The following is a 17,023-nucleotide window of genomic DNA, read 5'->3' as shown; positions in this document are numbered from 1 at the left end:
TCTGACATGCGGTTCGTGCACGCGCGGCACTGGGGGCGAGTCCTCGCCGGCTGCGCTCTTCTCGTCGCTACCGGTCTCGGCGGTGCTTCTTCCGCCTCGGCCACCACGCCCGGCAAGGGCACCGACGGCTACTGCCAGGACGACAACGGCGTCACGGTGATCGTCGATTTCCAGGGGCTTGGCGGGGAAACCCTCATCCGGTGCGCGCCGGGCAAGCAGGAAAACGGCGTCACCGCACTGCAAAACGCCGGCTTCGAAATCACCGGCGCGGGCAAGTACGGCCTGGCCGTGATGTGCAAGATCGAGAGCAAGCCCGCGGATCAGACCTGCACCGGCATGCCGCCGGAGAAGGCGTCGTGGAGCTTCTGGACCGCCACCAACGGCGGCAAATGGCAGTCGGCGCAGGTCGGTGCGCAGAGCTGGAAGCCGCCCGCCGGAGCATTCGAGGGCTGGTCGTTCGCGATCGGCAAGTCCTACACCGAGTATCCGCCGCCGCGCACCGAACCGGTGCGCAAGGCCAATGCGCCCGCGCAGGCTCCGGCGTCCACTTCGGACAGCGGGTTCTCGTGGGGACTGGTGATCGGCATCGTGGTCGTCGTGCTGCTCGTGGTGGCCGGGACGGTCGTCGCGGTGCGCCGCAGGCGTGCTGGGCAGTAGTCCGCGAGCGCTCCATCCCGGCGCGTGGTGGGTGTGGGCGCTCGCGCTCGCCGTCGCCGCGAGCCGGACTACGAATCCGGTGCTGCTCGCTCTGGTGATCGCGGTGGCCGGGTTCGTCGTGGTGCTCCGCCGCGGCGACGCGCCGTGGGCGCTGGCGTTCCGGATGTACGCCTGGATCGCCGCGGTGATCCTGGCATCGCGCGTGCTGTTCCGGATCCTGATCGGCGGCGAGGACGGCGGCCACATCCTGTTCACGCTGCCGACCATCCCGTTGCCGAGCGTCGCGGCCGGCATTCAGCTCCTCGGCCCCACCTCGGCCGAGGAGCTGCTCGGCGGGCTTTACGACGGGCTCCGGCTGGCGACGATCGTGCTCTGCGTCGGCGCCGCGAACGCGTTGGCGAACCCGAAACGCCTGCTCAAGGCGGTACCCGGGGCGCTGTATGAGGTGGGAACGGCGGTGACCGTCGCGCTGTCGGTGGCCCCGCAGCTGGTCGAGAGCGTGCAGCGGGTGCGTCGCGCGCGGCGGCTGCGCTCCGGGAAGACGCGCGGCTTCCGGTTCGTGAAGGGGATTTTCGTGCCGGTGCTCGCTGACGCCATGGACCGGTCGCTGCAACTCGCGGCGGCCATGGATTCGCGCGGCTACGGGCGGCGCGGCTACCTCTCCCCGCGCGTCCGGATGCTGATCGCGACCTGCGTGCTGGCCGGTTTGGTGGGTGTCGCGGTCGGGGTTTACGGCGTGCTCGACGGGTCCGCGTCGTGGCTTGGCGTGCCGATGCTCATCGCCGGTCTGGTGCTGGCCGCTGCCGGATTCGTCCTCGGCGGACGGCAGATCCGCCGCACGACCTACCGGCCCGATCCGTGGCGGCTGCCGGAAACGCTGGTCGCGCTGTGCGGCGTCGCGACCGCGGTGCTCGTGCTGCTCGCCGACCCGGTTTCGCTCACCACCCCGGCCAGCCCGCTGACCTGGCCGGAGCTGCCGCTGCTGCCGGCCGTCGCGGTGCTGATCAGTGTGCTGCCCGCTTGGTTCGCGCCGCGTCCGGCGCTGGTGTCGGAGGTCGCCCGATGATCGAGTTTTCGCACGTCAGCGTCACGTACGACGGGGCGGACCGGCCGGTGCTCCGGGACGTCGACCTCACGATCGAGGAGGGCGAACTCTGCCTCGTCGCCGGCCGTACCGGGGTCGGCAAGTCGACCTTGCTCGGTGCGGTCAACGGCTTGGTCCCGCATTTCACCGGCGGCACGCTGGCCGGCCGGGTCAAGGTCGGCGGGCTCGACACCGCGACGCATCCGCCGCGCGAACTGGCGTCGGTCGTCGGCGTGGTCGGACAGGATCCGCTGGCCGGTTTCGTCACCGACACCGTCGAGGAAGAACTCGCGTACGCGATGGAGCAGCTCGCTGTCGCGCCGGACGTGATGCGCAAACGCGTCGAGGAAACCCTTGATCTGCTGGGCATCGCTGAACTCCGCGACCGTCCACTTCGGACGCTCTCCGGCGGGCAGCAGCAACGCGTCGCGATCGGCGCGGTGCTCACGGCGCACCCGAGCGTGCTGGTGCTGGACGAACCGACGTCAGCGCTCGACCCGACCGCGGCCGAGGAAGTCCTGGCCGCGATCACGCGTCTGGTGCACGACCTGGGCACGACGGTCGTCGTCGCCGAGCACCGGATGGAACGCGTCGCGCAGTACGCCGACCGCCTGCTCTACCTACCCGGCGACGGCACCGTCGTCTCCGGGCAGCCCGCGGAGGTGTTCGCCGATACTGATGTCGCGCCGCCGATCGTCGAACTGGGCCGGCTCGCGGGCTGGTCGCCGCTGCCGCTGTCGGTTCGCGACGCGCGTCGGCTCGCCCGCCCGCTGAGGGAACGCCTGGCCGAGCGTCGCCCTGCTGCGGCGGCACAAAGCTCGGGCGAAGCGGTCCTCACCGCGCGGGGCGTGCGGGTCCGGTACGGCAACGTGAACGCGGTGCGGGGCGTTGACCTGCGGCTGGACCGCGGCGAGGTCGTCGCGCTGATGGGCCGGAACGGCTCCGGCAAGTCCTCGCTGCTGTGGGCGTTGCAGGGCAGCGGACCCCGCTCCGACGGCACGGTCGACGTCCTCGGCGCGGACCCGAAGACCCTCCGCTCGCGGGCCGCCCGCACGCGCGTCGGGCTGGTCCCGCAAACCCCGTCTGACCTGCTGTATCTCGATTCGGTCGGAGCGGAATGCCGCCAAGCCGACGTCGAATCGGAGGTCACCGCAGGCACCGCCCGGAAGCTCCTCGACCGTCTCGTTCCGGGCATCGAAGACGACACCAACCCGCGCGACCTCTCCGAAGGCCAGCGACTCGCCCTGGTCCTGGCCGTTCAGCTCGCCGCCGCCCCGCCGGTCGTGCTGCTGGACGAGCCGACCCGCGGCCTGGACTACCCGGCGAAACGGCACTTCGCGACCATCCTCGCCGACCTGGCCGCCGAGGGACACGCGGTGCTGCTGGCCACCCACGACGTCGAGTTCGTCGCCTCCGCCGCACACCGCGTCGTGGTCCTCGCCGAGGGCGAAGTGGTCGCGGACGGCCCGACCGCGGACGTCGTCGTGGCCTCGCCCGCCTTCGCGCCGCAGGTGGCGAAGATCCTCGCGCCGGAGCCGTGGCTGACCGTGGACGCGGTGGCGAAGGCGCTGGCGTGACCGATTTCCTGGGCCCAGCCGTCCGCATCCGGCACCGCACGGCGCTGGTGCTGACGGCGGCCGTCGTGGTCGGACTGGCGATGTTCTGCTGGCCGCTGCTGGCCCGCAGCACCGTCGGCACCTCCGCGCACGTGACTGACGCGCCGTTCGTCTTCCTCGTGACGCTGCCGGTGCTGATCCTGATCGTGCTGGCGGAACTGTCCAGCGGCGGACTCGACGCGAAGGCGCTCGCGCTGCTCGGCGTGCTGTCCGCGGTGAACGCCGCGCTGCGTCCGCTCGGCGCGGGCACCGGCGGAATCGAGCTGGTCTTCTTCCTGCTCGTGCTGGCCGGGCGGGTGTTCGGGCCGGGCTTCGGATTCGTCCTCGGTTCGACGTCGCTGTTCGCGTCCGCGCTGCTCACCGGCGGCGTCGGGCCGTGGCTGCCGTTCCAGATGCTGGCGTCGTCGCTGGTCGGGCTGGGTGCGGGGCTGCTGCCGCGCCGGGTGAAGGGCCGGTGGGAGATCGCGCTGCTGGCGCTCTACGGAGTGGTCGCCGCGTACTTCTACGGCCTCGCGATGAGCCTGTTCACCTGGCCTTTCCTGGCGAGCCACACCGCGCTGGACTTCGTCCCGGGCGGACCGCTCGGCGAGAACCTGCACCGGTTCCTGGTGTTCACCGTGCTGACGTCCACGTTGGGCTGGGACACCGGCCGCGCGCTCACGAACCTGGTCGCGATCCTCGTGCTGGGCCCGGCGATCCTGACCGTGCTGCGCCGGGCCGCGCGACGAGCGGCGTTCAGCTGAGCGACTGGCCGACCTTGTCCAAGACCTCGACGAGCTGAGCCATCCCGGCCGCGTTCGGGAAGTGCGAGGTGTCGATGTCGTGGACCTCGAACTGATTGCCGGGAGTGCGCGCGTCGGCCTCGGTGATCATCCGGTCCTGGAGGGCGAGCGGCACCAGGTGGTCTTGGAGGTGCCGGACGTAAAGCCGCGGAACGCGCCCCCACCGCTCCGGCGTGCCGCGCGAGTCGGTGGCGCCGCGGCCGATGATGTCGTCCGGAGCCATCGCGTTGAGCAGGGCGTAGAACTCACCGTCGGTGGCGTCCGCGCAGAGCGCTGCCTTCGCCGCCGTCAATGCCTCCGCCGCGGAAGACCGCCAGTTGAAGCGCATCGCGCCGATCACCGCCGGGTCGGCTGCGATGAACCCGAGCATCGCCCCGATCTGCGACGTCGCGGCTTCAGGCGTGGCCAGGTATTCCTCCGGCGTCGGCAGTTCGACGCAGCAGAACGCGGCGTCGTAGACCAGCGCCGACACCAGCTCCGGAACCTCTTCGGCGACGAGCGTGACCAGCGCACCACCGATGCTCGACCCGACCAGCACGACCGGACCCAGCTTCGCGGCCCGGCGGACGACGTCCACAGTGGTCGCGACCTGGTCGGCCACGGTCAGGCCGACCAGCGCCGACGGTTCGGTGGCGAACGCGCCGAGATCCTGCGGTGCCTGGTACGACAGCCGGAACTGCTGTTCGGGCTGCGGCACCCCCACCCCGCGATACCCGCGCAGCACGAGTTCCGGCGGCGCGGCGGACACGCCGTTGGCACCGGCGGCGAAGACGAACGTCGAAGTCATGCCGCACAGTCAAGCGATCCGCCCGGCCGCGCACAGCGGGGAAAAGGTGATCAGGCCCGCAACTAAAGTCAGGAGTACGAGTAGAACCCGCGGCCGGTTTTCTTGCCGAGCAGCCCGGCGTCGACCATGCGCAGCAGCAGCGGCGGCGACGAGTACAGCGGCTCCTTGAACTCCGCGTACATCGAGTCCGCAATGGCCTTGATGGTGTCGAGGCCGATCAGGTCGGACAGCCGCAGCGGACCCATCGGGTGCGCCGTGCCCAGCTCCATGCCGCGGTCGATGTCCTCGGCCGAGGCGAAGCCCGATTCGATCATCCGGATCGCCGACAGCAGATACGGCACGAGCAGCGAGTTCACGATGAACCCGGCCCGGTCCTGCGACCGGATCACCGTCTTGCCCAGCGCGCCGGTGGCGTGCTCCTCGGCCCGGCGAGCGGTCTCCTCGCTGGTCAGCAGCGACGGGACCAGTTCGACCAGCGGCAGCACCGGCACCGGGTTGAAGAAGTGGATGCCGACGACCTGCTGCGGACGGCCGGTGGCCATGCCGAGCTTCATGATCGGGATCGACGACGTGTTGGACGCGAACACCGCGTCCTCGCGCTCGACGATCTTGTCCAGTGCCCGGAACACGTCGACCTTGGCCTGCTCCTGTTCCAGGATGGCCTCGACGACGAGATCGCGGTCGGCGAACTCGGCGATGTCCGTGGTGAAGCGCAGCCGCCCGAGCGCCGCCTCGGCGTCCTCGGCGGCCAGCTTGCCGTTGCGGACGCCGCGCTGCAGCGACTTCTCGATGCGCGCCTTGCCCGCGTCGAGGGCCGGCTGGTTCACCTCGGTGACCAGCACGTCCAACCCGGACCTGGCGTGCACCTCGGCGATGCCGGAGCCCATGAGCCCGGCCCCGACCACACCTACTCGTGCGATGTCGCTCACCCGTCCCACTCCTTCACCTCATCGGCGTGCCGAGAAAACGGGCAGCACACAACGCACGAGGGCGTCTCGGACCTTGGTCCGATTCCGCCCTCGCGTGTCGTGTGCCTGCGTCAACGGCGGTACTCGTCGTACCCGTCGTCGTACGGGTCCTCGTACCGCTTGTCGTCCTCGTGGTTGTCCGAGGAACTACTCGACAGCTCGCGCTGCAAAGCATCGAAGTCGGTTTCGTGGGAGCTGTATTTGAGCTCGCGCGCCACCTTCGTCTGCTTGGCCTTAGCCCGGCCGCGCCCCATGGCTCGACCCCCTCGCACAGGGGCGGGGCGGCCGGGGGAATCGGCGGCCCCGCATCGTCTCGACAGTTCTTTCCTGCTGACACCGTACCGTGTCCCGGGGGTTGGATGCGACGTGGCACGGTGTGCTCGTCGCGACAGTGTCCGCCGGACGCCGGTTACCGGCACGTCGATGCCGATCGGTGCTGGTCGGCGTGCCACGATGCTCGGGTGCTCCGACCCTTCGTGGCCTATCTGCGGGTGTACGAACCTCTGCGCGCGCTGGGCGATCCCCCCGCGCAACAGCTGGTCGAGGCCGTTTCCGCAGGCGGGCTCAGCCGGATCGGGATCGGCGAACGCGAACAGCGGATGTGGCTCAAGTCACAGGCGGCCGCGCCGGTTCGGCTGCTGCCCGCGCAGCTGCGCGACGGACGGCCCGCGCCGAGCCTCGTCACCGACGTGCTCGTGCTCGACCCGGCCGACGTCCCCGCCGGCCACACCGCCGAGGGCCCGTTCGCGTGCCCGCTCGAACTGCGCGCCCGCTCCGCCGCGGCGTTGAGCACCTTCCTCGCCGACGCCGAGCCCGCGTTGCGGATCGCGGTCCTCGACGCGGGCGGCGTCACCGCGGACAAGGCCCGCGCGCAGACCAAGGCCGCGATGACCGACCTCACCGCCACCGCCGCGCACACCCTCACCACCACCTGGACCGTCCCGCTGCCCTGGTTCTCGCTGGTCGATCCGGACGAACGCAAGCTCGTGCTCGGCAGCGGCCCGGACGACCCGGTGCGGGAGGCGTCCTGGCGCACCCCGATGTCCGCCGCGCTCCGCCGGGCGTCCGAGGCGGGCGAGCTGATCGAGACGACCTTCGGCGACTCCGGCCCCGGCCGGGTGCTGTCGCAGACCCGGCAGTGGCTGGAGAGCTTCGACCCGGACTCGGTCGTCGAACTGGACTACGGCGGTCTCGTGCAACTGTTCGCCGACTCGCTGCTCGACGCCGACTCCACCGCGGAGGAGGTCCACGACATCCTCGACGCGCTGCGCACCGGGAACGTCGAGGAGCTGGCCGAGCTGTTTTCGCAGCTGCGCGAGTTCTGGGGCGACCTCGCGGCTAAGGAACACTCCAACTGACCCGCAGCTCGCCCTGAGGTGTGCCGCCGCCGAGCACCGGCGGGTGAGCCAGATCGGACAGCTCGTCCGGGGTCTCGATGCCCAGGCGCGCGAGCACGGCCATGGCCAGCGGCGCCAACGCCCGCTTGTTGCCGTCCGCGATCTTGATCGCGCACGCGGTGCCGTCGCCCAGCGTGAACGCCAGGACACCTTCCGCGCCGCTCTTCGACAGCAGCCCAGGCACGGCCTGCATCAGCCGGGTGTCCTCCCGCCCGGTGCCCGCGACCAGCCACGGGTGCGCACGCATCGCGTCCGCGACTCGGCGTTCGTCGGTACCCGGTTCGGCCTGCGCGAGCCGGCCGAACGACCGCGCGAGGCCGGTCGGCGAGAACGCGAACAGCGGCGCGCTGCAGCCGTCGACGCCGACCGCGGCGATGGCTTCGCCGGTCAGCTCCTCGACCGTCTTCGCGAGCTGGACCTGCAACGGATGGTCCGGCAGCTGGTAGCCCTCGGTCGGCCAGCCGTTCGCGACGCAGGTGGCGAGCATCGCGGCGTGCTTGCCGGAGCAGTTCATGGTGATCTTCCGCGGCTCGTCGGCCGCGCGCCGGGCGTCCTCGCCGATCGGCAGCTCGGCCGGGCAGGCCAGCGCCGCCGGATCGAGCCCGGCGCCGGACAGCATCGCGGCGACGCGCTCGACATGTCCGGTTTCGCCGGAATGCGAGGCGCAGCCCAGCGCCAGGTCCGCGCCGTCGTAGCCGAGACCGGCGCGGAGCATCCCGACGCCCTGCAGTGGCTTGTTCGCCGACCGGGGGAAGAACGGGCTGGTCACGTCGCCCGCGGAGAACCGGACGGTGCCGTCGGGCGCGGTGACGACGAGACATCCGTGGTGAACGCTCTCGACGAAACCGTTCCGGACGACCTCGACGAGAATCGGCTGGCCGGTCATTCCTCGACGCGCCCCAGTTCGCTGTCCAGCAACTGGTCCACAGTGGCCGCTCCGCTGCTGTAGCGCCCGGCGATCTCGGCGTTGAGCGTGTCCATCACGCCCTGGACCTGGCGGCGGAAGGAGGACACGGAGGCTTCCTCGGCCGCGTACGTGTCCAGCGCGGCGGCGAGCTTGTCGTCCGACAGCGAGCCGACGTCGGTGAGCCCGGTGTCGCCGATCAGCGCCTCCGCGTGCCTGCGGTGCTCGCCCGCGCGGGACGGTTCGAGCTGCTGGTGCCTGCCGGAACCGGCGGCCGGGCCGAGCGCGTTGTCGGCGAGGATGGACGCGAGCCGGTCGACGATGCTTTCCCCGCCGGACGAGCGACGCTCCTGTTCGGCGCGCACGATGTCGATGCGGGCGTGCAGGAGCCGGCGCAGGTAGGACAGGTCTGTCTCTTCCTGCGCGGCCTCGTCGCGCCGCTCGCGCAGCACCGGGAGCGGCAAGTCGCCTAATCCGGTGAGATATCCCGGGCCGAGGACGCGGTCGATCCGTCGCCGCCCGCCGGGACGCACTTCGATCACGGGCACATCCTGCTCCACATTCGGCGACGACGCTACCGTCGAGTTCACTTCAGCCCCGCAGTCTCTGCGCTGCTTCCCGTCCGGGCGCCGCGTGCTCGCCCGGCACCGAGTCCGGATCGACAGTGGCCTGGACCACTCGGTCCTCGTCGCCTGCCAGCAGCTCCGCCCCGCCCGGCACCGAGCGTTTGACCAGCGCCAGCGCGATCGGCCCGAGTTCGTGGTGCTGCGCGACCGTGCCGATCCGGCCGACGACGCGCTCGCCGAGCTTCACCGGGTCGCCGGTCTCCGGCGTGATCTCCGGCGAACCGTCGAGGTGCAGCAGCGCGAGATACCGCGGCGGGCGGCCGACGTTGTGCACCTTCGAGACGGTTTCCTGGCCGCGGTAGCAGCCCTTCGCGACGTGCGCGGCCGAGCCGATCCAGCCGACCTCGTGCGGGATCGTCCGTTCGTCGGTGTCGACACCGAGCCGCGGATGCCGCGATTCCACGCGCAGCGCGTCGAACGTCCAGGAGCCAGCAGGACGCGCGCCCGCGTCGGTGAGCCGTTGCCACCATTGAGTGAGCTGAGCGCGCGGCACCACGAGATCCGCGCCCGCTCGCGTCGGCCACGGCATCCGGCGGGCGAAACCGCCTTCGGGCAACGCGGCCACCGAATACGGCTCGGTGCCGAGCTCGATGCCGAGCACGCTGTCGGTCTCCGGGCCGAGCACGGAAAGAACGGCGAGTTCTTCGGTCACGTCGCGAATCTCGACCTTGGACCAGAATTTCATCGCTTCGAGGTACTCGCGCAGGGTTTGCTTGCCGCCCTTGGGCAACGCGCTCGTGACGAGTGGGCCGGGGTCGCTGTCGAGGTACACCGTCTCGCCGGCGTGCGCGAGCACGAAATGGGTGTCGACGTGGCCCTGGCTGTCGAGGACGAGCGCTTCGGTGCCGGTGTTCGCGGCGAGTTCGGTGACGTGTTGCGAGATCACCAAATGCAGCCAGGACAAGCGTTCCTCGCCGGTGACAGCGAGGATTTCTCGGTGCGAGCGGTCGATGACGACTACTCCTCGGGCGGCGGTGCGCTGCTCGGCGAACGGATCGCCCCAGTGCCACGGAACTCCGGCTTCCGGGTGGCCCTCGGGCGCGGCGACCGCGCGGGGGATTTCGAGCAGCGGCGAGCTGTACGGCATAGCCCTAAGGGTAAGTGAGTACCTTGAGGGGATGCGCGTTCTCGCCTTCCTCGACGGTTCACTGGCCGACCCCGAAGCCGCTCACCTCCGGGTGGACGACCTCGGCCTGCTGCGCGGAGACGGGGTGTTCGAAACGATCCTCGTGGCAGTGAAAAAGCCGCGGGAAATGCGTCCGCACCTCGACCGGCTCGCCCGTTCCGCGGCGATGCTGGACCTGCCTGCACCGGACCTCGAAGGCTTCGCCCGAGCCGCGCAGGCAGTCGTCGACGCGTGGCAGGGCGGCCCGGAGATCGCACTGAAACTCGTGTACACGCGGGGTGTCGACGGCGATCCGGAAGGCAAGCCGACAGCGTTCGCGATGGGCCTGGAGGTCGAGGAGAAGGTCCTGCGGGCGCGCACCGAAGGCGTTTCGGTAGTGACCCTGGAACGCGGTTTCGGCCCCGAACTAGCCGAGCGCGCCCCGTGGCTTTTGCTCGGCGCGAAAACGGTTTCCTACGCGATGAACATGGCCGCCCTGCGCGAGGCGACCCGTCGCGGAGCCCAAGATGTGATCTTCACCGCTACCGACGATTCGGTGCTCGAAGGCCCGACGTCGACGGTCGTCCTGGCGAAGGAGCGGACGCTCTACACCCCGCCGTCCACTGTTGGCATCCTGCCAGGAACGACGCAGTACGCGTTGTTCCGCGGCGCGGAGAAGGCGGGCTGGTCGGTGAAGGTGGAGCCGCTGTCGGTGGAGGACTTGCTGCGAGGGGACGGCGTGTTCCTCACGTCGTCGGTGCGGAAGGTGACCCGGGTGCACACGCTGAACGGGACGGTGTTGCCGGATTCGACGGCGCTGCACGGGGAGCTGGTGGCGGCTTACGAGAGCGAGTACTGAGAGCGCTGGTGAGCGGCTGTGCCGGTGCCTAGCTGGCACAGCCATTCACGACCCGCTGATCAGCACCACGGACGGCGTGACCCCCTCCGCTCGATATGCGCTGATCTTGTGGTGCCCGTCCACCAGCAATGGCCGCGTACCGGACAAAACCACCGCCACCGGTCGGTGTCCCGCGCGGATTGCCGTGCGGTAGTACGTGACCCGGGCATCGTCGTCGGCCGGCCAGTCGTTTGCCGGGATCAGATCCACCGCCTCGAAGCGTTGCGGGCCGCTGACCCGGTACTGGCCGTCGACGAGCAACGCCAGCAGTTCGCGGAGGGTTTCCGCCAGCGGGAGGCGCACCTGACCGGTCGCGAGCGCGATGCGCAGCGACTGCGGCAGCTCCGCCCGTCCTCCGGTGTTCAGCTCCAGGAAACCCGCGCCGCCGGTGATCGTTACCCGTTCCACGCTCACAAGGACGCTTGGAACCGCACCGAGGTTCCGGGGCGTGCTTGAGCGAGTGCTCCGAGTGACTCCCGTCTCACGACCGCGATCACCGGATAACCGCCCGTGGTCGGGTGATCGGCGAGGAAGACCAGCGGTAATCCGTTCGGCGGGACCTGAATCGCGCCGGTCAGCACGCCCTCGCTCGGCAGCTCCGAAGTGGACACTCGACGTAGCGGCGGCCCGTCCAGGCGGACCCCCACTCGGTTGGATTCCTCGGTAACCGTCCACTGTGCGTTGAGTGCGCTCGCCGCTTCGGCGAACCAGTCGTCGCGCGGGCCAAGCAAAACTCGCACGGTCAAGTGGGGCGGCGCGGGCGAGGCGGCGACCACGTCCGCACCGGACGGGACACCGGTGACAGGGCCGAGCGGGACCGTAGTGCCAGCTTCCAACGGCGACGGGCCGAGTCCAGATAGGACATCAGTCGACCGACTTCCCAACAACGGCGCCACCGCGATGCCGCCGGACACCGTCAGGTAGCAGCGCAGACCGGTAGCAGGTCGGCCGATCGTCAGTTCTTGGCCTGGCCGCAACGGAATCGGCGTGTGCGACCCGGTTTCCCGTCCGTCCACGGACACCTCGACCGGCGGTCCGGTCACCGCGGCGGTGCACGAAGCGGTCGCCCGGACGGTGAGCCCGCCCAGCAGGGTTTCGATCCCGGCGGCGTCCTCGGGATTGCCGACCAGCCGGTTGCCGAGCCGTAGCGCGGCGACGTCAAGAGCACCCGACGGTGGGACGCCCAGATGTGCGTAACCGGGACGGCCGAGGTCTTGCACCAAAGCCAGCGAACCGGGCGAGACGATCTCCAGCGCGCGCATCACACGCTCCGGAACCGCACCCGGAGACCGGGCGTGAACAGCGCCGGTTGCTCGGCGGACGGATCGAAAAGCGTCGCCTCGGTGTGCCCGATCAGCCGCCAGCCACCAGGGGATTCCCGGGGATAGACGCCGGTGTACTCGTCGGCGATAGCCACCGAACCGGCGGGGACGCGGGTGCGTGGCGAGCTGAGCCGCGGCTGCTGGAGTTCAGCGGGAAGCCCGGCGAGATAACCGAAACCGGGCGCGAAACCCGTGAACGCGACCGTGTAGACCGCGCTGGTGTGGAGAGCGATGGCCTCGTCCACGCTGAGGCCCGCGTCCTCAGCGACCAGGGAGAGGTCCTCGCCGGAGTACTGCACGTCCAAAACGACTTCGCGACCGTCCCCGGCAGGCGGATGGTCCAGATCGGCCGAAGCCAGCAAGGAACGCGCGGCTTCCAGGGCACTCGTGGACGCGACCACGAGCAGGGTGCGGGCCCCGGGCACGATCTCCTCGACGCCGTCGAGCGCGGCTTCGGTGAGGGTCGCCCGGGCCGCGCTCATCTCCTCGAGCGAGGCGCAGTCGAGCAGGGCGGCGTGTTCGCCGTACCGCCGCCAGCGCACGGCGTCTCCCGGAGCCTCAGCCCACCACGCGGCGCAGCAGCGCGGAGGCGTGCGGCTGCATTTCCTGGCCGACCATCGCGCGCTCCTCGACGTACCCGAGGTCGCCGTTCACCAGGCCATACAGCCGCTGCGCACCGGTGACCTCCTTGGCCGTCGCGGTGCGGATGACCGCGTCGGTGCCGAGCTCCCAGGACGTCTGGCTGCGCGGTTTGCCGTAGTACAGCTCGACGATGCCGGAGCTGTGCGTGAGCAGCAGCTCGATGGTGTCGTCCTCCTGCGGCCGCCAGAACCCGGTTTCGCGGGCGGCCGGCCGCAGCACGCTGCCGTCCTCGTTCAGCAGCCACGAGCGAGCCTCGTGGAACAGGAACGGGCGGCCGTCGTGGGAGACGGTCAGCTGCTGGGCGAACTTGATCGGCCCGTCGATCGTCGGGTAGTCGATCTCGCCCTCGCCGCGCCAGACGCCGACGAGCGGCAGCAGAGCGAGGCACGCGTCGTTCAGGTTCGGGCCCTCGCGCAGGTTCGCCGTGTCGTTCGGGATCGGCAGGTCGTCCCACAACGGCAGGTTGCGGTCGCGCGTGCTGGCGGCCCGCTCCTCGGCTGCTGCGATGGCTTCGTCGCCACTCGTCATGCTGATCAGCGCTGGTCGGCGTACAGCCGGTAGACGACGTAGACCGCGAACCACACGGTGGCGATGCCCGCGATGATCAACAGGGTCGTAAACAAGGTCTCCACAGCGAGGACAATAGTCCGCCCCGGCTCATCTAGCGCTGCGCAGGGTCGCGGCGGTGAGGACGGTCACCGCCAGCAGCGCCGAGCCAGCCACCGCCATCGCGGTCCACAACCCGGTCGTGAGCGTGCTCCCGTGATCGAGAAGCGCCCCGAGCGCGGCCACGCCGAGCGCCATCCCGACCTGTCGCGCGGCGTTCACCGTGCCGGCCGCGGTGCCCGTGCGCTGCACCGGAAGCCCGGCGAGGCCGACGACGTTGGTCGGGGTGATGCTCAGGCCGAGCCCGACGCCGGACAGCGTCAGCGGGACGCTGAGCAGCCAATACGGACTCGTCGGGGCTACCAGCAGGAAGGTGAAACTTCCCGCCGCGGTGATGGCGAGACCGATCGGCAGCACGCGCTCCGCGGTGAACCGGCCGGCGAGCCGTCCGGAGAAGAACGCGAGAACGGCGTTGGCGACGACGTACGGCAGCATCTGCACCCCGGTGGTCGAGGCGGTGCTGCCCCACGCCTGCTGCAGGTACACGGCGATCAGCACCGGCAGCGGGTAGCAGGCGAAACCGAGGACGAACGAGGTGAAGATCGAAGCGGCGAACCGGAACTTGCCGAACAGCCGGATCGGCAGCATCGGATGCGGGGCGCGCAGTTCCACGACGATGAACGCGACCAGTCCCAGCGCGCCGACCATGGCGACCACTGCATCGGACGCGATCACGGCGTAGGTGAACGCCCCGATCCACAACGCGCCGAGCAGTTGTCCGAGCAGATCCAGCGCGCCGTGCGCCGGATCCAACGATTCGTCGAGACCCCGGCGACCGGCGAGCACTGCGACGATCCCGATCGGCAGGTTGATCAGGAAGATCGTGGGCCAGCCGAGCGCGTCGGTGATCGGTCCGCCGATAAGCGGGCCGATGACCAGCGCGCATCCGGCCACTCCGCCCCACGCCCCCAGCATCCGGGCCCGTTCGCGCGGCTCTGGATACGCGTGCGCGAGAAGTGCGATGCCGCCCGGGATGACCGCCGCGGCCGCCGCGCCTTGCACGACGCGCGCGGCGATGAGAAGCGCGAGCGTCGGGGCGAGGCCGCAGCCCAGCGAGGCGAGCGTGAACACGGCGAGCCCGCCGAGGTAGATCCGCTTGCGGCCGTACCGGTCGCCGAGCGTGCCGCCGGTAAGCATCAACGCGGCGAGCGCGACGGTGTACCCGTCCACAATCCATTGCAGGTCAGTGAATTCAGCGTGCAGCTCGCGCTGAATGGTCGGCAGCGCGACACTCACCACGCTCGCGTCGAGCAACGCCATGAAGCTGCCGAGGAACACGGCGGCGGCCAGCAGCGGGCTCCGCGTAATGGTTTTCGTTTCGGACACGCCCGCGAGCTTGGGTCCTCAAGCCGACTTGAGGTCAAGCGTCCCGGACACGAGGAAGGGCCCCTCGGAAACCGAGGGGCCCTCCTGCGGAAAAGCGTTGTCAGGCAACCGAAATGGCCAGCTGGTGCAGACCAGGGCCTTCCGCGGTGACGTTGGCCTCGCCGTTGCCCGTGCGGTGCAGTGCGCGCACCGTCCAGGAACCCTCGGCCGCGTAAAACCGGAAGTCGCCGTCCGCCGAGGACACGACCTCGCCGGCGAAGTCGCCGCCGCCGTCGAGCAGCCGGACGAACGCGCCGCCGACCGGTCCCTCGGTGCCGGTGACCTTGCCCGCCAGGACAACCTGGCCGTTGGTGTCGAAGTCCGCCGGGGTCGCGACCTGTGCCGGTGCGCTGCAGCCGTCTGCCATCACTTAGCTCCCAACTCGACCGGAACGCCGACCAGCGAACCGTATTCCGTCCACGAACCGTCGTAGTTCTTCACGTCTTCCTGGCCGAGCAGCTCGTGCAGGGCGAACCAGGCGATCGACGAACGCTCGCCGATGCGGCAGTACGCGATGGTCGGCTTGCCCTCGTCGTAGCCTGCCTCGGCGTAGAGGTCCTTGATCTCCTGCTCGGACTTGAAGGTGCCGTCCTCGTTGGCGACCTTCGCCCACGGCACGTTCAGCGCGCCCGGGATGTGGCCCGGCACCTGCGACTGCTCCTGCGGCAGGTGCGCCGGGGCGAGCAGCTTGCCGGAGAACTCGTCCGGCGAGCGCACGTCGATGTAGTTCTTGGAGCCGATCGACTGGACGACCTCGTCGCGGAACGCGCGCAGCGACAGGTCCTGGTCCTTGGCCTTGTAGTTGGTGGCCTCGCGCTTGACCTCGTCGGAGTTCAGCTCGCGGCCGTCGAGCTCCCACTTCTTGCGGCCGCCGTCGAGCAGCTGCACGTTCTCGTGGCCGTAGAGCTTGAAGTACCAGTACGCGTAGGCGGCGAACCAGTTGTTGTTGCCGCCGTAGAGGATCACGCGGTCGTCGTTCGAGATGCCCTTCTCCGACAGGAGCTTCTCGAAGCCCTCCTTGTTGACGAAGTCGCGGCGGACGCCGTCCTGGAGGTCGTTGCGCCAGTCGAGCTTCACCGCGCCGCGGATGTGCCCGTTGTCGTAGGCGGTCGTGTCCTCGTCGACCTCGGCGAACACCACGCCCGGGGTGTCCAGGTTTTCCTCGGCCCACTGGGTGGTGACCAGGACGTCTTCTCGGCTCATGGAAGCTGGCTCTCTTTCTTGGTTGGGTTTACGAGGACGCCCGCGCGGGGCTGAAACGCTTGATCAGCAGGTACATCTGGCACCCGAGGCAGTAGTTGAACGCCGCGTTGAGGAACGCGGCGAAGAGCGCGAACGCGGTCGCGACGACGCCGAGCGGCGTCACTCCGGCCGCGAAGCCGATCGTGCCGACGAGCGCGAACACGAACCCGACCGCCTGCGCGAACCGCAGCGGAGCGGCGTCCTCGCGTTCGGTCGGCGGCCCGAGCCGCGGCGCGATCGCGAGCCGGTACAGCACCGAGTACGGCGCGGGCTTGAGCCCGACGAACGCACCGATCGCGAAGACCACGGTCTGCAGTGCGAGCAACGGCCACCACTGCGTGATCAGCACGACGGCGAGCACCACCGTGGTCACGATCGCGGCGAACCTGGGACCTCGCGGGTCTACGGCCGGTCCGGCGGACATGGGTTCCTCCTGCTCAGTGCGAGGGGAAGGGCGTGCGAGCGCACGCGGCGAAGACGGGCAGAGCTGCGAGACGGCGCGAGACGTGCTTCAGCGCCGACCGGAAAACGGCAGACACAAGCTGCTGCGCACGCGGCAGAAATCGACCGCGCGGCGCTGCGTCAGGAGGGTGATGGGCAGCTCGTCCACAGGGGGAGGGTACCCAGGCTCGCTCGCTCCCGGAACCATGTTCATTCCTTGGGACGAGGTCCGGATCCTGAGAATCAACCGCCGCGGACCGCGAGGTCGGGCGCTTCCCCAATGTGGCATTGGGTGCGTCAGATGCACCGAACGCCGCATTGGGTGCGCTGGACGCACCGAACGCCGCATTGGTTGCGCTGGACGGGCCGAACGCCGCTTTGGGTGCGTGGGACGCACCGAACGCCGCATTGGGTGCGCCGGACGCACCGAACGCCGCATTGGTTGCGCTGGACGGGCCGAACGCCACATTGGGTGCGTCAGATGCACCCAATGCCACATTGGGGTCGGTTCAGCGATGCGG

Annotated in this window: 20 protein-coding genes; 6 read left to right on the top strand and 14 right to left on the bottom strand. The window is 70.1% G+C overall.

Annotated features, from left to right (window positions below; translation table 11 throughout):
• Window positions 1-6: 6 nt before the first annotated feature.
• The 4 genes from PUT80_RS18175 to PUT80_RS18160 are packed head-to-tail and all read left to right on the top strand — an operon-like array spanning window position 7 to window position 4,100.
• On the top strand, window positions 7-657 hold the full coding sequence (locus PUT80_RS18175) for a hypothetical protein (RefSeq protein WP_037808649.1): 651 nt from the start codon (window positions 7-9) through the stop codon (window positions 655-657).
• Window positions 644-1,723 carry a CbiQ family ECF transporter T component gene (locus PUT80_RS18170; protein WP_106961381.1) on the top strand — a complete coding sequence of 360 codons (1,080 nt, stop codon included), beginning with the start codon at window positions 644-646 and terminating at the stop codon, window positions 1,721-1,723. Before PUT80_RS18175 ends, PUT80_RS18170 begins: the two co-directional genes overlap by 14 nt.
• Window positions 1,720-3,318, top strand: a complete 1,599-nt coding sequence (locus tag PUT80_RS18165; protein ID WP_037808643.1) for an ABC transporter ATP-binding protein — start codon at window positions 1,720-1,722, stop codon at window positions 3,316-3,318. Before PUT80_RS18170 ends, PUT80_RS18165 begins: the two co-directional genes overlap by 4 nt.
• Window positions 3,315-4,100, top strand: a complete 786-nt coding sequence (locus PUT80_RS18160) for an ECF transporter S component (RefSeq protein WP_134727624.1) — start codon at window positions 3,315-3,317, stop codon at window positions 4,098-4,100. Before PUT80_RS18165 ends, PUT80_RS18160 begins: the two co-directional genes overlap by 4 nt.
• Here the strand turns inward: PUT80_RS18160 and PUT80_RS18155 are convergent.
• The 3 genes from PUT80_RS18155 to PUT80_RS18145 form a co-directional block, all read right to left on the bottom strand.
• Window positions 4,093-4,926, bottom strand: a complete 834-nt coding sequence (locus tag PUT80_RS18155) for an alpha/beta hydrolase (protein ID WP_275292927.1) — start codon at window positions 4,924-4,926, stop codon at window positions 4,093-4,095. The two genes, PUT80_RS18160 and PUT80_RS18155, sit on opposite strands and share 8 nt — an antisense overlap.
• Window positions 4,927-4,994: 68 nt before the next feature.
• Entirely contained in the window at window positions 4,995-5,855 is an 861-nt protein-coding gene (locus tag PUT80_RS18150; protein ID WP_078870267.1) for a 3-hydroxybutyryl-CoA dehydrogenase, read from the bottom strand.
• A 110-nt stretch (window positions 5,856-5,965) separates the two neighbouring features.
• Window positions 5,966-6,148: a DUF3073 domain-containing protein gene (locus PUT80_RS18145; protein WP_037716129.1), complete on the bottom strand. Its 183-nt coding sequence runs from the start codon at window positions 6,146-6,148 to the stop codon at window positions 5,966-5,968.
• A gap of 207 nt (window positions 6,149-6,355) precedes the next feature.
• On the opposite strand from PUT80_RS18145, the gene PUT80_RS18140 reads away from it, so the two are divergent.
• Complete coding sequence (locus tag PUT80_RS18140) at window positions 6,356-7,252, top strand: hypothetical protein (protein ID WP_238603863.1); 897 nt, start codon at window positions 6,356-6,358, stop codon at window positions 7,250-7,252.
• On the opposite strand, the gene PUT80_RS18135 is transcribed toward PUT80_RS18140, so the two are convergent.
• Genes PUT80_RS18135 through PUT80_RS18125 form a run of 3 tightly spaced genes read right to left on the bottom strand, consistent with a single transcriptional unit; the run spans window position 7,233 to window position 9,908 of the window.
• The gene (locus tag PUT80_RS18135) at window positions 7,233-8,177 is read right to left on the bottom strand and encodes an asparaginase (protein ID WP_134727620.1); all 945 of its coding nucleotides are present in this window, start codon (window positions 8,175-8,177) and stop codon (window positions 7,233-7,235) included. The genes PUT80_RS18140 and PUT80_RS18135 overlap by 20 nt on opposite strands.
• Entirely contained in the window at window positions 8,174-8,737 is a 564-nt protein-coding gene (locus PUT80_RS18130) for a hypothetical protein (RefSeq protein WP_037809370.1), read from the bottom strand. The genes PUT80_RS18135 and PUT80_RS18130 overlap by 4 nt, the downstream gene beginning before the upstream one ends.
• A 49-nt stretch (window positions 8,738-8,786) precedes the next feature.
• The gene (locus PUT80_RS18125) at window positions 8,787-9,908 is read right to left on the bottom strand and encodes a folate-binding protein YgfZ (protein ID WP_037808630.1); all 1,122 of its coding nucleotides are present in this window, start codon (window positions 9,906-9,908) and stop codon (window positions 8,787-8,789) included.
• Window positions 9,909-9,939: 31 nt separating this feature from the next.
• Between PUT80_RS18125 and PUT80_RS18120 the strand changes: the two genes are divergently transcribed.
• Window positions 9,940-10,785 (top strand): aminodeoxychorismate lyase, encoded by an 846-nt coding sequence (locus tag PUT80_RS18120; protein ID WP_037808628.1) that lies wholly within the window; start codon window positions 9,940-9,942, stop codon window positions 10,783-10,785.
• A gap of 45 nt (window positions 10,786-10,830) precedes the next feature.
• On the opposite strand, the gene PUT80_RS18115 is transcribed toward PUT80_RS18120, so the two are convergent.
• The 8 genes from PUT80_RS18115 to PUT80_RS18080 form a co-directional block, all read right to left on the bottom strand.
• Entirely contained in the window at window positions 10,831-11,232 is a 402-nt protein-coding gene (locus PUT80_RS18115) for a hypothetical protein (RefSeq protein WP_037808627.1), read from the bottom strand.
• Window positions 11,233-11,234: 2 nt separating this feature from the next.
• The gene (locus tag PUT80_RS18110) at window positions 11,235-12,086 is read right to left on the bottom strand and encodes a biotin-dependent carboxyltransferase family protein (protein WP_275292926.1); all 852 of its coding nucleotides are present in this window, start codon (window positions 12,084-12,086) and stop codon (window positions 11,235-11,237) included.
• Window positions 12,086-12,688 carry an allophanate hydrolase subunit 1 gene (locus PUT80_RS18105; protein ID WP_275292925.1) on the bottom strand — a complete coding sequence of 201 codons (603 nt, stop codon included), beginning with the start codon at window positions 12,686-12,688 and terminating at the stop codon, window positions 12,086-12,088. The genes PUT80_RS18110 and PUT80_RS18105 overlap by 1 nt, the downstream gene beginning before the upstream one ends.
• Window positions 12,689-12,704: 16 nt before the next feature.
• Window positions 12,705-13,316 (bottom strand): FABP family protein, encoded by a 612-nt coding sequence (locus tag PUT80_RS18100; RefSeq protein ID WP_037808622.1) that lies wholly within the window; start codon window positions 13,314-13,316, stop codon window positions 12,705-12,707.
• 129 nt (window positions 13,317-13,445) lie between these two features.
• Window positions 13,446-14,780 (bottom strand): MFS transporter, encoded by a 1,335-nt coding sequence (locus tag PUT80_RS18095; RefSeq protein WP_275292924.1) that lies wholly within the window; start codon window positions 14,778-14,780, stop codon window positions 13,446-13,448.
• A 100-nt stretch (window positions 14,781-14,880) separates the two neighbouring features.
• Entirely contained in the window at window positions 14,881-15,186 is a 306-nt protein-coding gene (locus PUT80_RS18090) for a DUF1416 domain-containing protein (RefSeq protein WP_037808620.1), read from the bottom strand.
• Window positions 15,186-16,022, bottom strand: a complete 837-nt coding sequence (locus PUT80_RS18085; RefSeq protein ID WP_037808618.1) for a sulfurtransferase — start codon at window positions 16,020-16,022, stop codon at window positions 15,186-15,188. Before PUT80_RS18085 ends, PUT80_RS18090 begins: the two co-directional genes overlap by 1 nt.
• Window positions 16,023-16,050: 28 nt before the next feature.
• Window positions 16,051-16,485 (bottom strand): DUF4395 domain-containing protein, encoded by a 435-nt coding sequence (locus tag PUT80_RS18080; RefSeq protein ID WP_037808616.1) that lies wholly within the window; start codon window positions 16,483-16,485, stop codon window positions 16,051-16,053.
• Between the last annotated feature and the right edge of the window lie 538 nt (window positions 16,486-17,023).

The organism is Amycolatopsis sp. La24 (assembly GCF_029087445.1).
GTDB lineage: Bacteria > Actinomycetota > Actinomycetes > Mycobacteriales > Pseudonocardiaceae > Amycolatopsis > Amycolatopsis nivea.
The sequence above is the reverse complement of the archived record's forward strand: the minus strand, read 5'-3'. Positions and strand labels throughout refer to the sequence as shown.

Coding starts and splice junctions, on each gene's coding strand:
- PUT80_RS18175 (WP_037808649.1), top strand. CDS start 7: ATGCGGTTCGTGCACGCGCGGCACTGGGGGCGAGTCCTCGCCGGCTGC.
- PUT80_RS18165 (WP_037808643.1), top strand. CDS start 1,720: ATGATCGAGTTTTCGCACGTCAGCGTCACGTACGACGGGGCGGACCGG.
- PUT80_RS18155 (WP_275292927.1), bottom strand. CDS start 4,926: ATGACTTCGACGTTCGTCTTCGCCGCCGGTGCCAACGGCGTGTCCGCC.
- PUT80_RS18145 (WP_037716129.1), bottom strand. CDS start 6,148: ATGGGGCGCGGCCGGGCTAAGGCCAAGCAGACGAAGGTGGCGCGCGAG.
- PUT80_RS18135 (WP_134727620.1), bottom strand. CDS start 8,177: ATGACCGGCCAGCCGATTCTCGTCGAGGTCGTCCGGAACGGTTTCGTC.
- PUT80_RS18125 (WP_037808630.1), bottom strand. CDS start 9,908: ATGCCGTACAGCTCGCCGCTGCTCGAAATCCCCCGCGCGGTCGCCGCG.
- PUT80_RS18120 (WP_037808628.1), top strand. CDS start 9,940: ATGCGCGTTCTCGCCTTCCTCGACGGTTCACTGGCCGACCCCGAAGCC.
- PUT80_RS18110 (WP_275292926.1), bottom strand. CDS start 12,086: ATGCGCGCGCTGGAGATCGTCTCGCCCGGTTCGCTGGCTTTGGTGCAA.
- PUT80_RS18100 (WP_037808622.1), bottom strand. CDS start 13,316: ATGACGAGTGGCGACGAAGCCATCGCAGCAGCCGAGGAGCGGGCCGCC.
- PUT80_RS18090 (WP_037808620.1), bottom strand. CDS start 15,186: ATGGCAGACGGCTGCAGCGCACCGGCACAGGTCGCGACCCCGGCGGAC.
- PUT80_RS18085 (WP_037808618.1), bottom strand. CDS start 16,022: ATGAGCCGAGAAGACGTCCTGGTCACCACCCAGTGGGCCGAGGAAAAC.
- PUT80_RS18080 (WP_037808616.1), bottom strand. CDS start 16,485: ATGTCCGCCGGACCGGCCGTAGACCCGCGAGGTCCCAGGTTCGCCGCG.